A 14784-nucleotide genomic window follows, 5' to 3' on the forward strand; every position below is an offset into this window, starting at 1 on the left:
TCGCGTCCTCACTCGTCCGATTCGCCCGATTCGTCGGTCGAGTCTTCGCCGTCGTCCGAGCCCTCCTCGGCCGTGAACTCCTCGACGATGCGCTCTCGCATCGTCTCCGTGTCGAGGTTCGCCTTCACGCCGACCTTCTTCGCGATGGACTGCAGCTCGTCGTAGGACATCAGGTCGAGGATCTCCCGGAGCGTCTCTTCGCGGAGGTTGTCGAGCTCCTCGGGAGAGGTGACGCCCGCCCCGTCTTCGCCGTCCGCCTCTGCTTCGGCTTCCTCGGCCTCGTCGGCCGCTTCCGACCCGGCTGCCTCGACCGATTCGTCGTCTGCGCTCGACTCGTCTTCGCCCGCCTCGTCGGCCGATTCTTCGTCTGTCCCTTCCTCGTCTGCCGTTTCCTCGGGAAGCGAGCGCGCGGTCTCTCGGATCTCCGCCAGCGCCGAGTCGGCGTCGGCGTCCGTGAGCAACTCTGAGAACACCGCGACGAGGAACTCGCGGACCTCTCCGAGGACGTCGTCCGACGAGTTCCCCTCTTGTAGTCCGTTGGCGACGAGTTCGCCGACCGAGCGACCGAGGACCGCCCCGATCTCGCCGCCGATGCGAGCCCCGACCGCGTGTCCCGGCGACGCTTCCTCGTCTCCGTCCCCGGCTAACTCGTCCGGCACCCAATCGAGGGAGTCGGTTAGCACGGCTACCGATTCCGTGACGGCGTCGGCCACTCTGGACGTATCACTCATGGTTCCCGTCGGTTCGGTCGTTCATTCCTCGTCATCGTCCGAATCGGTCCCGTCGTCGCTCTCTTCGGCGCTCTCCCCATCCGTCGCTTCGTCTCCCTCCGACTCCTCGTTTTCGTCCGTCTCGTCGTCCGACCCCTCGAGTAGCTGCCCGATCAGCATCGCGCCGAGGTAGCCACCGAGGAGTTCCCCGAGCTTGCGACCGGCCAGCTCGCCCAGCCTGCGGCCGACGGCTTCCGTTATGTCGCCGTCCTCCTGCTCGATCCCCTCCAGTTTCGTCCCCTCGAACAGCTCCTCGTAGTCGAGGTTCGACAGTATCTCGCTCGTGTCGACGGCGGACGCGAGTGCGTCGTCGCTCATGAGTCGTCGCTCTCCTCCGTCTCGTCACCGCTCGACGAGTCCGAACTGGACGACTGGGTCAACTGCGTGACCAGCTCGCTGATGAACTGGCTGACGAACTTCTCGATGGGGATGTCGTCCACCACGGACTGGGCCGACCCCTTGACGTACTCGCCCAGACCGCCGGAGTCGGAGTCGTCGTCCCCGTCGCCGCCGCCGAGCAGTCCGCCGCCGAGACCGCTCAGCAGGCTCCCGAGACCCGGTCCGTCGAGCAGGCCCGAAACCGCCGAGAGCAGGTTTCCGAGCAGGTTCCCGTCGCCCTTGCTCGCGGTCACGTCGAGTTCGACCTCGTCCAGGTCGACCTCGAGTCCGAGGAGATCGACGAAGAGCCCCTCAAGGTCGAGATAGAGGACGCCCGTGTCGCCGTCGCCCTCTTCCGCGCCTTGCTCGCTCTCCTGGTTTTCGGTCTCCTGATTTTCGGTTCCCTCGTTCTCGCTCTCCTCGGTGTCGTCGGCCTCCGCCTCCGCTTCGTCGGCGTCCGAGTCGTCGCTCTCTTCGTCCTCGCCGCCGTCCGTAATCAGCCGTCGCGTCGTCTCGGGGTCCGTGGACACGTCCTCGGTAGAGTCTGCCATGTACTCGAAAGACAGCCGTAGCGGGCAAGTGACGACTGCTTGCAAACGCGAGCTTCCGTCACTAATCGGGTGCAGGCGGCGTTCAGACCGCCGAAAAGAACCGTTCGTCCCCCGGCTGGACTTGCGAGGGCCGGCCAGCCCCTTACCCGTTCGCCGCCCCATCTCTCTCCCGATGAGCGAATCCGAGAGCCAGCAGCTCGATGGGGTACAGGTCGCCGTTCTCGTCGCGGAAGGTACCGAATCGGTCGAATTCGACCAGCCGAAGGAGGCCCTCACGGACGCGGGGGCAGACGTCGACGTGATCGGGTCCGAGACGGGCGAGGTGCAGACCGTCGAGAACGACCTGAACGAGGCGGAGACCGTCGAAGTCGAGCGAGCGATCGACGAGGTGTCGGCCGACGAGTACGACGGCGTGGTCATTCCCGGTGGCACCGTCGGCGCGGACACGCTCCGATCCGACGACGACGTCGTCTCGTTCGTCGCGGCGCAAGTGGAGTCGGGGACGCCCGTCGCGTCGATCTGTCACGGTCCGTGGGTACTGGTCGAGGCCGACGCCGTGGATGGTCGGACGCTGACGTCCTATCCGAGCCTCCAGACCGACGTCCGCAACGCCGGTGGAGAGTGGGTCGACGAAGAGGTCGTCACCGACGAGAACCTGATCACGAGTCGGAAGCCCGACGACCTCGACGCGTTCTGCGAGGCCGTCGTCGACGCGGTCGAGTCGACCGCCGCGTAATCGCGCAGCGGTCTCCTCGCTATCGGTCGTATCGGTCTCGCTACGCCGGTTTCTCGCCGACGACGAAGGTCCACCACTTGACGAACTGCGTGCGCCGATAGGCCTCGTGGAGGTGTTTCGAGAGGTCGGATTCGGCGATGCTCGCGACCATGAGCGGCGAGCCGAGCGTCCGCTTCGCCACCACGTCGAACTCCCGGGCCACGAGTTCGTAGACGTCGGCCTCCGAGAGGTGCCCGTAGATGTCGGTGTCCTCCTCGAGGAGGCCGAGTCGGAAGGCGACTCCCTTCGTCAGTCGCCGATACAGCCCCGGAGTCCCCTCCAGAAGGACGATTCTGCCGCCGGGTTCCAGGACGCGCGCGGCCTCGCTGAGAATCCGTGGGCGATCCTCGGGCGGGACGTGATGGAGAAACCGCCGGCCGACGACGGTCCCGAACGCCGCGTCTTCGAACGGCAACGAGCGCGCGTCGCCGGCGACCGCCGGGTTGGAAACGCACTGAGCGTTCGACGGCCACCCCTCCAGGCCGACGTCCGCCGCCGGGTGCATGTGCTGTCCGAACGCGATCTCGAGCGTTCGCCCCGAGAGATTCTCCGAGATGAGCGCGTCGTGGTGCCGGTAAATCCGCGCCAGCAGCGGATGACGGCGGATCTCCCGGGGTTGCTCTACGATGGCACCGTCTTGGACGTCCCAGGTGGCCTCTGACATAGTCGATCCTCGGTGTCCCCGCTACCCGGGTGCCATATTTGTTTATAGAGGGTCTAAGCGGCCGAAATTGTGTCTTTCGAGGACATGTTTCTCGTCCGGTACTCACCGCGTAGTCGGCAGATAGGGACGCCGTCGGGCGGCGAAACTATCGCCGTGACGCGGCGGCTTTCGGACGGTACGCTCCGCGAGCTCCCCGCTCTCCCGTCGGTCGGTACGACCGATCGACAGAAAGGCCGGTTCGACAGCGATTCGGCGCGTTACTTGCCGGAGTCGTCGTCGCTCTCGACGTCGATGCGGAGGGGTCCCTGGTCGTCGTCCTCGCTCTCGCCCAGGAACTTAGAGCGCACGTCGTCGGCGAAGGACTGCACCTGGTTGCGCAGCGTCTTGACCTCCTCCTCGAACTCGTCGACCTCTCGCTCGACGTAGTGGACGTGACGAGTGGGGATTCGGCGGACGATGTCCCAGTCCCCGTCCTCGTCGTCGCCCATCTTGACTATCCAGTGATCCTGGAAGTACGCGAGGTGCTCGTTCTGGACCGTCCGCTCGACGGTGCCGTCCTCCGGTGTCTCGTAGACGATCGTCGCCTCGCCGAGGTCTTCCTCTGCCATGGCGGCCACGACGAGCGGGTGCGTGTTAGGTACTGTGCCTGCTCACGCGACACTGGAATAAACTTTCAACCGGTGTATGTTTCTTCTTTCGATGCCCCCTTTCGGGTCTCCGGTGTACGGCTCGTGATGCCAGAGACTAACCGCGTCTATCGGCTGGCGAAGCGCCCCGAGGGGACACCGGACCGCGACACCTTCGAACTGTCCGAGGAATCGGTGCCCGACCCCGGCCCGGGCGAGGCGCTCGTGCGCACGCTGTATCTCTCCGTGGACCCCTACATGCGCGACCGGATGCGCGAGGGCGAGTCCTACGCCGAGCCGTGGGGCGTCGGCGACCCGCTGCGGGGCGGCGTCGTCGGCGAAGTCGTCGAAGCGAACGGCGCGGGCTTCGAGGCCGGCGACGTCGTCACCGGGAACCTCCAGTGGGCCGACTATGCCACCGCGCCCGGTCCGGAACTGACGCCGGTCGACCCCGACGTCGCGCCCGTCTCGACGGCGCTCGGCGTCCTCGGGATGCCGGGACTGACCGCGTACTTCGGCACCCGAGAGGTCGCCCAGCCGTCGGCCGGTGACACGTTCGTCGTCACCGGCGCGGCCGGTGCCGTCGGCTCCGTTGCCGGGCAACTGGCAAAGCTACAGGGCGCTCGCGTGGTCGGTTTCACCGGTTCCGACGAAAAGGTCGAGTTCCTCGAAGACGACCTCGGGTTCGACACCGCGATCAACTATAAGCAGACGGACGACTACCGCGCGGCCCTCCGGGAGGCCGCGCCCGACGGCGTCGACGCGTACTTCGACAACGTCGGGGGCGAGATCACGGACGCCGTCTTCACGCAGTTGAACGTCGACGCGCGCGTGGCCGTCTGCGGTCAGATCTCGCAGTACAACGACGAGGAGACGCCGGTCGGGCCGCGAAAGCTCGGCCAACTCATCCAGTCGCGGGCCACCGTCCGCGGATTCCTCGTCGGCGACTTCGAGCCGCGCTTCGAGCAGGCCACCCAGCGGTTGGGTGAGTGGGTCGCCGCCGGCGACGTCGAGTACCGCGAGACGGTCACGGAGGGACTGGAGAACGCCCCGGACGCCTTCCTCGGCCTGTTCGAGGGAGAGAACATCGGCAAGCAGCTCGTACAGGTCGGCGAGCGCGGAGATCAGTAGTCCCGAACGGCGGCGACGATGCCGGCGGTCTGGCCGACGTTCGTCAGCGTCAGTCCGGCGAGCACCAACGCCGAGGCGGGGAGAGAGACGCCCGCGAGGTAGACGACCACGCCCGCTGCGCTCGCCGCGGCCCCGCCGGTGTACGCCCACGGAGTGCGGTCGACGCGTCGGCCGGTGTAGGCGAGACCGACCGCGGGGACGACCATCCAACCGACCACGGTGGCAGTCAGCAGCGGTTCGACGTCGCCGAGCAGTCCGGCGATACCCGCCAGCGTGATCGGGATGCCGACGACCAGCACGCGTCGCCACACCAGCAGCACTCCGTCGGTCATCTCCCGCCACGAGAGGGCGGCGAACGCGGCGAGTATCGTCGCCATGACGACGTGTGCGATGAGTACCGTCCGGGCGGCCAGCAGACCGAGGTGGGCGGCCGTCGCAAACGTCCACGCCAGCGGGACGAGGACGACCGGGCCGTTCTCTCTGAGTCCGCGGAGCACGTTCCGTAGTCGGCAGCGACCGACAAGAACGGCTCGGAACCGGTAATCGGTCGCTGCCGTCGCTCTCTCGCCGTTTTCATGGCCTCTGACCGTATCGGAACTGTTATCCGTGGTCCCGGCGTCTCTGGAGATGCAATGGCGAAAGGAACGGTTGATTTCTTCAACGACACTGGCGGTTACGGTTTCATCGACACTGAGGACGCGGACGAGGACGTTTTCTTCCACATGGAAGACGTCGGCGGCCCTGACCTCGAAGAGGGGCAGGAAGTCGAGTTCGACATCGAGCAGGCGGACAAGGGTCCGCGCGCAACCAACGTTACACGGCTCTAACAATGGCGAAAGGCAAAGTCGACTTCTTCAACGACACAGGCGGGTACGGTTTCATCGACACTGAGGACGCAGACGAGGACGTTTTCTTCCACATGGAAGACGTCGGCGGCCCTGACCTCGAAGAGGGGCAGGAAGTCGAGTTCGACATCGAGCAGGCGGACAAGGGTCCGCGCGCGACGAACCTCGAACGGCTGTAAGACGGGCTTTTTGTCTACAGTCTCGCAATTATTCACACCGGCGAGCGGCTGCTATCGCCCAGCGTGCGACCGCCGTTGGCCGCGCTCACTCGACCGACAGCGGCGTCGCTGCCCGGTAGACGAGTTCCATCGGGAGCCCTGCGGCGTCCGCCGGCGGCTCGGACGGGAGCGTCCGCAGGTCACCGTCGCCGGGCCGCGCGGTGTAGGCGAGCGCAACGGCGTCTAAGACGTCGGCGACGGTCACGTCGCGGCCGGCGGTCGCCTCGGCCACTCGCTGGACCAGCGGTGCCGCGTCGCGGTCGTAGTTGACGAGCGTGCGCATCCGCTCCGCGTAGCCACCGGCCGTCTCGCGGGAGTACGCGAGCGGTTCCCCGGCGAAGGCGCGAAAGCAGAGCTCCGGGTGAGACTCGCGGACGACGGCGGCGGCCTCGGAGACCTCCCGGAGGAGTTCGTCACACATGGCGATCCCCTCGCGGCGAGCGAACGCCGCCTCCGAGAGCTCCGCGCCGCTCTTTCGCTCGTGAACGCGGTTCGCCGTGGAGTACCGGTGCTTTCGCGTGGCCTCTCGAACCGGCGGATCGAAGATCACGACGCTCCGAGGCCCGAGCACCGCGCGCGCGAGTTCGTCACAGCGCCGGACCGGATCGCCCGACTCGACGAGGCCGATGGGGACGTCTACCAGTATCCGCGCGGCGGTCTCCTCGTACCTCGACCAGCACTCGCCGATACTCTCGAAGGTTTCGGTGTGGTCGTAGCCGTCCGGTCCGAACGCGACCGCGAGGCACGACCCGTCGCCACAGACGACGCCCACGTACAGGTCCCCGACCATCATTCGACTTCGGGGACCGGGGTGCAAAAGTCTGACCCGCGTTTGGTCGCTAAGTCGTCACGTCTTCCGGCGGTTTATCGACCGATTCCCCACCAACCATTTCTCCGTGTCGGCCCACGGGACGGACATGGACGGCGTCGTACTGGCGGCCGGGAAGGGGACCCGAATGCGGCCGCTCACCGAGGAACGACCGAAGGGGCTGGTCGAAGTCGCCGGAAAGCCGCTCCTCTCCTACGCGTTCGACGCGCTGCTGTCGGTCGGCTGTGACCGGCTGGTCGCCGTGGTCGGCTATCGGGGCGACGACGTCGTCGCTCGCTACGGCGAGTCGTATCGGGAGACGCCGCTCGTCTACGTCGAACAGGCCGAGCGGCTCGGAACGGCCCACGCCCTCCGGCAGACGCTTCCCGTCGAAGACTCGCCCGTGGTCGTGATGAACGGCGACAACGTCTGTCGAGCGAACCTCGACGCCGTCGTCCGGCGACACCGCGAGACAGAGGCCGCCGCGACGCTGCTGGTCGAATCCGTCGCGCGCGAGCGGGCCCGGACGACCGGCGTCGTCGAGACGGACGCCGACGGCCGCGTCACCGGCCTCGTCGAGAAACCCGAGGACCCGCCGTCGACGCTCGTCACGCGCGGGTTCTACGTCTTCGACGCCGCGATCGACCCGGCGCTCCGTCTCGTCACGCCGTCGGCCCGCGGCGAGTACGAACTCGCCGACGCCGTCGACCTCCTCGTCCACGCGGGCCACCGCGTCGAGGCGGTCGAACTCGACGGCTGGTGTCACAACGTGAACGAACCCGCCGACCGCGAGCGCGTCGCCGACCGACTGCGGTAGCTATCGAGCCGGGGAGACGGAGAAGACGGAGGAGACGGAGAAAACGGAGGAGACGAAGGAGGTGCGGTCGAGTTACCCTTCCATCCCGCTGAACGACAGGCCGCCCTCGATGTACCGCTGTGCGAAGAGGTACACGAGCATGATCGGCAGCGCGAAGGTGAGCGCGAACGCGGAGAAGCGCGCCCACGGGATGGAGTACTCGCCGACCAGCGAGTACAGGCCGACCGGGAGGGTGTAGTTCTCCGTGCCCAGCAGCGTCTGGGCGACGACGAACTCGGTCCACCCGGTGAGGAAGATGAAGATGAACACCGTCGCCAGTCCGGCGGCGGACATCGGGAGGATGACCTCCGTGACGACCCGCCACGGCGGCGCGCCGTCGACGACGGCCGCCTCCTCGTAGGAGACCGGGATTCCGTCCATGTAGGTCTTCAACAGCCACGTGTTGAACGGCACGGCCGTCGCGGCGTAGTAGACTGACAGCGCCAACTTGCTGTTGTTGATACCGAACTGGACGTAGAGAGCGTACATCCCGATGAGCAGGGCGACACCGAGGCCGCCACCGATCTGCGTGAACAGGACGTAAGCGAACAGCACCTTCCGGCGGAGGAGGAACTCTTTCCGCGAGAGCGCGTACGACGCCGGGATGATGAGCGCCATCGAGATGAGCACCGTCGGGATCGCGACGGTGACGCTGTTCCAGAGGAACTTCTTGAACGCGGACGGCCTGTCGACGCCGTAAGCGGAGGCGTCGAGCAGCGTGATCTCCGGCGTGTTGAACACGAGCGAGAGGTCGGTCAGCGGGATGCCGACGCCGATCGTGTAGCCGGGGACGATGAGGTCGCCCACCACCCAGATGAACGGCTTGAGCGTCGGGTTATCCGGGAACAATCGGAAGCTCTCGGAGGTGTACAGCGACGACCCGCTCCCGGACAGCGCAGCCATCAGGATCCAGTAGATGGGGAACAGGAGCGCGAGCACCATTATCGTCGCGAGGACCGTCGAGACGGCGACTTTCACGACCTCTGAGGCCGGCACTTCGCCCCGTTGGACGGCCTCGTAGGTGTACTTCCAGTTCCGAACCGTGTCGACCGGGGTCATCGCGACGTTCTTCACGTCGGTCTTGAGCTTTCGACCGATGCCCGAGAGGATTCCCATCAGTCGCTCACCCCGTCGGCGAGTCTACCCTTCTTCACGTTGAGCCACATGAACGCGCCGATGAATATCAGCGCGATGATGCTGATGGTGGCGCCGCGACCGTACTCCTGGAACTGCAGCGCTTCGCGGTAGCCGTAGACGACCAGCAGTTCGTTCGCCCGCGCGGGACCCCCTTCGTTGAACACGAAGGGGATGAGGAACTGCTGGAACGACGCCGCGGACGTCAGGATGGTCGCGAACAGCACCGGTCGCTTGATCGAGGGAAGCGTGATGTGGAAGAACCGGGAGACGAAGCCGGCACCGTCGACGACGGCGGCCTCGTGCAGTTCCTCCGAGACGTCCTGGAGCGCGCTCACGGTGATGATGACCATGAACGGGTACGCGAGCCACGCCTCCGTGATGTTGTACGCCATGAACGCCGTCCAGCGCCCCGAGAGCCACGCGACCGGTTGCATCCCGATTCCGGTGAGGAACTGGTTCATCAGCCCGAACTGCGCGGAGCTGAAGATACCGCGCCACACCGTGATGATGAAGATGGGCGGCAGCCCCATCGGGAAGATGATGAACGAGCGCAGGAAGCGCTTCCCGCGGACGAGGTCGCTGGTGACGACCAGCGCGATGGAGATGCTGACGACGATCTTCAGCGTGACGCTCGTCGCGACGAACAGCCACGTCACGCCAAAGGAGTTCCAGAACTCGGGGTCGGTCAGCACGTTGGCGTAGTTCCGGAGGCCGACGAACGACGCGTCACCGAACGTCAACACGGCGACGACGCCTTCACCGGCGAAGAGATTCGCCGGCTCGGCGTTAGTGAAGGAGATCCCGATGAGATACACGACCGGAAACAGCATGAACGCCGAGAAGATGAACAGGCCGGGGAGGACCAGCAGCAGCGACGCGTCCCCGCGGCTCAGGAACGGCACCTTCTCGACGCGGTTCGCGACTCGTGTTGCCGTACTCATATCGGATATGATTACCAGTTGCTGCGGATGTCCTTCGCGGCGGTCGTGAGCGCCTGTTCAGGGGTGGCGTCGCCGTTGAACGCCTTGACGAGCGCGCTGTCGACCGGGCCCCACACGTCGTCCATCTTGGGGTGGGCGGGCATCGGCGTCCCCATGTCGACGGAACTGGAGAAGGCCTGGACGGTGGCGGGCAGGTCGTCGCCCTGGGCGACGCTCTTGAGAACCGGGATGGAGCCCTGATTCTCCGCGAGGGAGCGGATGTGGTCCTCGTTCGTCGTGTACCACTCGGCGAACGTCCGCGCGGCGGCCGCGGACGGACCGCCGCTCTCCATGGCTTTGGCGAAGTACCAGAGTTGAATCCCGGTGTAGGGGTTCGGCGTTCCCTCGCTCATCTCGGGGAACGGTATCACCTCGTAGTTGAGGTCGTTCCCGTTGAGCGCTGCGAGCGACCACGGGCCGTTGATAGTGATCGCGGCGTTCCCCTCGTTGAACGCGGCCGCCTGTGGCGAGTACTTCGGGTCCTTCGGCATGTACGGTTTGAAGTTCTCGACGATGAACTCGAGCCCGCGGACGAACTCGTCCTCCGCGATACCCAACTGCGGATCGCTGTCGGCCTTGAAGAAGTAACCGCCGAAGGCCTGTAGCCACCCGCTGGTGAAGTAGGAGTTGATCGGGTAGCTGAGCCCGTACTGACCGTTGTCGGGATCGTGGTGCTTCTCGATCGTGCTGATCATCTCGTCGACGCTGCTCGGGACGGAGTCGACGATGTCCGTGTTGACGATGGGAGTGACGGTTTCGGCACCGTACGGGAGACCGATGACCTTCCCGTCGTACTTGGCCGCCTGTCGAGCCGTTTCGGTATAGACGTTCATGTCGACCGAGAGCTGGTCGCCCTGACCGACGATGAAGCCCTGTTCGTAGGTGTTGCCCGCCCAGTCGTGCGCCCAGTCGAAGATCTGCGGGCCTTCGCCGGCCGGGATCGCGCTCGACGTCTTCTGCTGGAGGTCGGAGATATCCGCTCCCTCGATAGTGTGACGCTTCTGCTCGTTGAACTCCTTGATTATATCCTGACGCGTCGCCAGCTCGCTCTCGGAGAGCGAGTACCACGCGGTCGCGGTCCCGGCGGGACCCTGACTCTCCGTGCCACTGCTCCCGTCGGAGTCGGTACCGCCGGAGCCACCGTCGCCACCGTCACCGCCGCCGTCGCCGCCGTCTTCCTGTACGCTACAGCCAGCGATCGCCGTTGCAGCTCCGATACCACCGAGTTGCTTGATCAGCGTTCTGCGGTCCATTGTCATGGATGGATAATGGATGAAATAGTCTTTCACAACTTAAATCATTCGGATACTCACGAACGTTCATCATATATATCCCGACTGCTGCGGCTCGCGGCGGGCGAAGAATACGACGAGCAGACGGGCCGAACGACCGACTATCTGGCTCTCAGAACGTAAATTATCCTCCATGCACAAAAGTGCTACGAAATTATACTTCAGCTCTTTACGGAATCGTTGAAACGATGGTGAACTACTCGAACGAAGATCGAAAACGAGGGCAACAGTAAAATAGCGGGCTGGCAACGCTTGGGCTATGCATCACCCCGGCCCACCGCGTTTTTGCACCGTCGACGAGTCGGTCGAGCTGGCACCACGGCGACCGGACCCCGACGCCGACTTCCGGTGGCGACTCACGGAGGTACCGGGGGGGAGTTCGGTCGCCCTGGGCGACGGTCCCGTCGTCCACCTCGAGCCGGACGTACCCGGCACCTACCGCGCGGAACTCTCCGCGCCGGACGGGACGCACACGCAGACGGTACGCGCGTTCCCGGCCTCGACGACGCGGACAGTCCGGTTCAGCGTCACCGAGGACGACGTCGCCGAGGGCGACCCCGCCGACGTCGCCGACGCCGAGAGCTGCGTCGTCTTCGGGAAGTTCAACGACTTCACGATGGGGAGTCACTGGGCGACGGAAGCGGACGGCGAGTGGGTCCTGGAGACGGAACTCCCGCCGGGCACGCACGAAGCCATCTTCGCGTTCGACGGGGAGTTCGACCCGTTCGCGACCGACGAGGTGACAGTCGAAGGCGCGGGTCGCCCGCGCGTCGAACTCGACAGCCACCGGGAGGGCGAGGAGCTGGTCGTCACCGCCGACGCGCGCGCCGCGCCCGACGGGCGCGACCCCGACGTGGAGTTTCACTTCGACGACCGGGACTCGCTCGACGAAGCGGCGGTCGACGTCGGCGGCGGCGAACTCCGGGTCGCTATCGACTCGCTACCGGTCCTCTCGCGCGTCCACGCCGTCGCCGTCGCCGAACGGCACAGCATCGCCGACACGCTCGAAATTCGTTCCGGCGCGTCCGGAGACCTCACTGTCTCTCGCCCCGCGGACGCCCCCGAGTGGACGGACGACGCCACCATCTACGAGATCTTCGTCCGCGAGTTCGTCGGCGACATCGCCGAGACGTCCTTCGAGGAGATCGAGCGCCGGGTGCCCTACGTCGAGTCGCTGGGCGTCGACGTGGTCTGGTTCACGCCCGTCGTCCAGAGCCCCACCCGACACGGCTATCACATCACGGACCTCTTCGACACCGCCGCCGACCTCGGCACGCGCGAGGAGTTCCGGTCGCTGGTCGAGCGCTTCCACGAGGCCGGTATCCGCGTCGTCTTCGACCTCGTCCTCAACCATACCTCGCGGGACCACCCGTACTTCCAGTTCCACCGCGCCGGCGTCCCCGAGTACGCCGACTACTACGAGCGCATTCCGGCAGAGGCGGACGTGACCGACGTCGACTGGGCCGGCGACGACGCGCCGGGGCTCTACTTCAACTGGACGCGAATCCCCAACGTCAACTACGACTCGCTCGCCGTCCGCCGATGGATGCTCGACGTGGTCGAGGAGTGGGCCGACGAGGTGGACGGCTTCCGCTGTGACGTGGCGTGGGGCGTCCCCCACGGCTTCTGGAAGGAGGTTCGCGAGCGGGTGAAAGCCCACGACTCCGACTTTCTCCTGCTCGACGAGACGGTACCACACCGCGACGCCGCCTTCCGGGAAAACGAGTTCGACGTGCACTACGACCCGGACTTCTACTTCGCTCTGCGAGACATCGGTCGCGGCGAGGAACCGGCGACGGTGCTGTTCGACGCCCTGGCAGAGTCCGAGCACTGGGGCTACCCCGACCGCGCGGTCCACATGCGCTACGTCGAGAACCACGACGAGGACCGCTACCGCGACGAGTGCGGGCCGGAACCGCTGCGGGCCGCCGTCGGCGCGACGTTTACTGTCCCCGGCCTCCCCATGCTCTACTACGGACAGGAACGCGGCGTCGAAGACCAGCGCGGGACGATGCGCTGGCACGACGGCGACGCCGACCTGACCGACTTCCACCGCCGACTGGTGGCGCTCCGCGACGAACACGCCGCCCTGCGCGCGTCCGGTGTCACCCCCGTCGAGTGGTCCGTCGCCGAAGGTGATCCGGACGGCGTCGTCGCCTACGAACGCGCCGACGGCGACGAGACGCTCGTGGTCGTCTTGAACTTCGCCGCCGAGGACGCGACGGTGACTCTCGACCGCGAGGTGACCGGCCGCGACCTCCTCTCGGAGTCCGACGTGACGAGCGAGGACGGCCTGCGCGTCGCCGACGTGGTCGTGACCCCCGCCGCGGAGTAATCGCCTGCTCTCGTCTCCGCCGACCGCTCGTTGATTCGGATTCTCGCCGTCCGCGCGCCCACCGGAAGAAAAAACTCCTACGAAATTTCCCCTCACAGATTCACTATTTTGGGGAACATTTATCATGCGGGACACGTACACGGGTACTAATGGCGAGTCTCGAACTGAACGCACTGAGAAAGGAGTTCGATGGCGGGTCCATCGTCGCGGTCGACGACCTGGAACTGTTCATCGAGGACGGGGAGTTCGTGACGGTCGTCGGACCGTCCGGCTGTGGGAAGTCGACGACGCTGCGGATGATCGCCGGTCTCGAACGACCGTCGAGCGGTCGCATCCACATCGGCGGTAACGACATCACCGACGTCCACGCGCGACACCGCGACGTGGCGATGGTGTTCCAGAACTACGCGCTGTACCCGCACAAGACCATCCAACAGAACATGGCCTTCGGCCTGCGGATGAGCACCGACATGTCCGCCGAGGAGCGCGAACAGCGCGTCTACGAGGCCGCCGAGATGATGGGCATCGAGGACCTGCTCGACGACACGCCCGAGGAGCTCTCCGGCGGGCAGAAACAGCGCGTCGCGCTGGGTCGCGCGATCGTCCGCGAACCCGACGTGTTCCTCTTCGACGAGCCGCTGTCGAACTTAGACGCGAAACTGCGGACGACGATGCGGACCGAGATCCAGCGCCTGCAGGAGGAACTGGGCATCACGTCGGTGTACGTCACCCACGACCAGGAGGAGGCGATGACGATGGGCGACCGAATCGTCATCCTCAACGACGGGAAGCTCCAGCAGACGGGCAAACCCACCGAGGTGTATCAGAACCCCGCCAACCAGTTCGTAGCCGGGTTCGTTGGGTCGCCGTCGATGAACTTCATCGACGTCGAGGCCGAATCCGTCGGCGATGGCATCCACCTGACCGGCTCGGACGGTGCGTTCTCCTACGACCTCACGTCGGGTCGAGCCGACGCGTTCGGCGACATCGGCGGCGGCTCGTACGTCCTCGGCATCCGCCCGGAACACGTCGTCGTCGGCGAGGACGGCGGACAGAACGCCGTCCCGGCGACGGTGGACGTGGTCGAACCGGTCGGGAGCGACAACTACCTGTATCTGGACCTCGGCTCGGAGTCCCGGAGTTTCGACACCGAGGACGCGCCGGACTTCATCGCCCGCGTCCCGGCCGACGTCGAACCCGAAGTCGGCGACCTGATCCACATCTCCTTCGAGGAGTCCTCGGTCCACCTCTTCGACGCTCAGACGGGTGAGGCGGTCACGGCCACCGAAGAACCGGCCGTCACCGCCCCGTAGCAGCGACACGCAGTTTCGACGGTTTTCCAGACACCGTCCGGCGAGCGACGACCTCGTGGTGGAAAAACTGCGCCCGCCGCTCCGCGGGTCACTTCGCTACCCGTT

At 66.0% G+C, this 14784-nt stretch carries 17 protein-coding genes; 7 read left to right on the forward strand and 10 right to left on the reverse strand.

Annotated elements, in window-relative coordinates; genetic code table 11:
• Nucleotides 1-8: 8 nt before the first annotated feature.
• From GO488_RS07765 to GO488_RS07775, 3 genes are read right to left on the reverse strand one after another with little or no spacing between them, the layout of a single operon-like run.
• Nucleotides 9-731: a hypothetical protein gene (locus tag GO488_RS07765; protein ID WP_162317199.1), complete on the reverse strand. Its 723-nt coding sequence runs from the start codon at nt 729-731 to the stop codon at nt 9-11.
• Nucleotides 732-752: 21 nt separating this feature from the next.
• Nucleotides 753-1088, reverse strand: coding sequence for a hypothetical protein (locus tag GO488_RS07770; protein WP_162317200.1), 336 nt, complete (start codon nt 1086-1088; stop codon nt 753-755).
• Nucleotides 1085-1699, reverse strand: coding sequence for a hypothetical protein (locus GO488_RS07775; protein ID WP_194242920.1), 615 nt, complete (start codon nt 1697-1699; stop codon nt 1085-1087). The genes GO488_RS07770 and GO488_RS07775 overlap by 4 nt, the downstream gene beginning before the upstream one ends.
• 172 nt (nt 1700-1871) lie before the next feature.
• Between GO488_RS07775 and GO488_RS07780 the strand changes: the two genes are divergently transcribed.
• Nucleotides 1872-2435 (forward strand): type 1 glutamine amidotransferase domain-containing protein, encoded by a 564-nt coding sequence (locus GO488_RS07780; RefSeq protein ID WP_162317201.1) that lies wholly within the window; start codon nt 1872-1874, stop codon nt 2433-2435.
• A gap of 40 nt (nt 2436-2475) precedes the next feature.
• Here GO488_RS07780 and GO488_RS07785 read toward each other — a convergent pair whose 3' ends face one another.
• A complete protein-coding gene (locus GO488_RS07785) occupies nt 2476-3138 on the reverse strand; it encodes a class I SAM-dependent methyltransferase (protein ID WP_162317202.1) in 663 nt (220 codons plus the stop codon).
• Nucleotides 3139-3395: 257 nt separating this feature from the next.
• Entirely contained in the window at nt 3396-3746 is a 351-nt protein-coding gene (locus GO488_RS07790) for a hypothetical protein (protein WP_162317203.1), read from the reverse strand.
• Nucleotides 3747-3872: 126 nt separating this feature from the next.
• On the opposite strand from GO488_RS07790, the gene GO488_RS07795 reads away from it, so the two are divergent.
• The gene (locus GO488_RS07795) at nt 3873-4895 is read left to right on the forward strand and encodes an NADP-dependent oxidoreductase (RefSeq protein WP_162317204.1); all 1023 of its coding nucleotides are present in this window, start codon (nt 3873-3875) and stop codon (nt 4893-4895) included.
• Here GO488_RS07795 and GO488_RS07800 read toward each other — a convergent pair.
• Complete coding sequence (locus GO488_RS07800) at nt 4889-5392, reverse strand: hypothetical protein (RefSeq protein WP_162317205.1); 504 nt, start codon at nt 5390-5392, stop codon at nt 4889-4891. The genes GO488_RS07795 and GO488_RS07800 overlap by 7 nt on opposite strands.
• Nucleotides 5393-5527: 135 nt before the next feature.
• Between GO488_RS07800 and GO488_RS07805 the strand changes: the two genes are divergently transcribed.
• Together GO488_RS07805 and GO488_RS07810 are read left to right on the forward strand one after the other, a co-directional pair.
• A complete protein-coding gene (locus GO488_RS07805; RefSeq protein ID WP_135305301.1) occupies nt 5528-5722 on the forward strand; it encodes a cold-shock protein in 195 nt (64 codons plus the stop codon).
• Between the two features lie 2 nt (nt 5723-5724).
• Nucleotides 5725-5919, forward strand: coding sequence for a cold-shock protein (locus GO488_RS07810; RefSeq protein ID WP_162317206.1), 195 nt, complete (start codon nt 5725-5727; stop codon nt 5917-5919).
• 85 nt (nt 5920-6004) lie between these two features.
• Here the strand turns inward: GO488_RS07810 and GO488_RS07815 are convergent, their stop codons facing one another.
• Nucleotides 6005-6748: a DUF429 domain-containing protein gene (locus GO488_RS07815; protein WP_162317207.1), complete on the reverse strand. Its 744-nt coding sequence runs from the start codon at nt 6746-6748 to the stop codon at nt 6005-6007.
• A gap of 127 nt (nt 6749-6875) precedes the next feature.
• Between GO488_RS07815 and GO488_RS07820 the strand changes: the two genes are divergently transcribed.
• Entirely contained in the window at nt 6876-7583 is a 708-nt protein-coding gene (locus GO488_RS07820; RefSeq protein WP_162317208.1) for a nucleotidyltransferase family protein, read from the forward strand.
• A gap of 72 nt (nt 7584-7655) precedes the next feature.
• On the opposite strand, the gene GO488_RS07825 is transcribed toward GO488_RS07820, so the two are convergent.
• The 3 genes from GO488_RS07825 to GO488_RS07835 are packed head-to-tail and all read right to left on the reverse strand — an operon-like array spanning nt 7656 to nt 10998.
• The gene (locus GO488_RS07825) at nt 7656-8738 is read right to left on the reverse strand and encodes a sugar ABC transporter permease (protein ID WP_162317209.1); all 1083 of its coding nucleotides are present in this window, start codon (nt 8736-8738) and stop codon (nt 7656-7658) included.
• On the reverse strand, nt 8738-9700 hold the full coding sequence (locus tag GO488_RS07830) for a carbohydrate ABC transporter permease (RefSeq protein WP_162317210.1): 963 nt from the start codon (nt 9698-9700) through the stop codon (nt 8738-8740). Before GO488_RS07830 ends, GO488_RS07825 begins: the two co-directional genes overlap by 1 nt.
• 11 nt (nt 9701-9711) lie before the next feature.
• Nucleotides 9712-10998: an extracellular solute-binding protein gene (locus GO488_RS07835; RefSeq protein WP_162317211.1), complete on the reverse strand. Its 1287-nt coding sequence runs from the start codon at nt 10996-10998 to the stop codon at nt 9712-9714.
• Between the two features lie 292 nt (nt 10999-11290).
• Here GO488_RS07835 and GO488_RS07840 point away from each other — a divergent pair, with 292 nt between their 5' ends.
• Together GO488_RS07840 and GO488_RS07845 are read left to right on the forward strand one after the other, a co-directional pair.
• On the forward strand, nt 11291-13366 hold the full coding sequence (locus GO488_RS07840; protein ID WP_162317212.1) for an alpha-amylase family glycosyl hydrolase: 2076 nt from the start codon (nt 11291-11293) through the stop codon (nt 13364-13366).
• 149 nt (nt 13367-13515) lie between these two features.
• The gene (locus GO488_RS07845) at nt 13516-14679 is read left to right on the forward strand and encodes an ABC transporter ATP-binding protein (protein WP_162317213.1); all 1164 of its coding nucleotides are present in this window, start codon (nt 13516-13518) and stop codon (nt 14677-14679) included.
• Nucleotides 14680-14784: the final 105 nt, after the last annotated feature.

Source organism: Haloarcula limicola (assembly GCF_010119205.1).
In the GTDB taxonomy this organism is placed as follows: Archaea; Halobacteriota; Halobacteria; order Halobacteriales; family Haloarculaceae; genus Haloarcula; species Haloarcula limicola.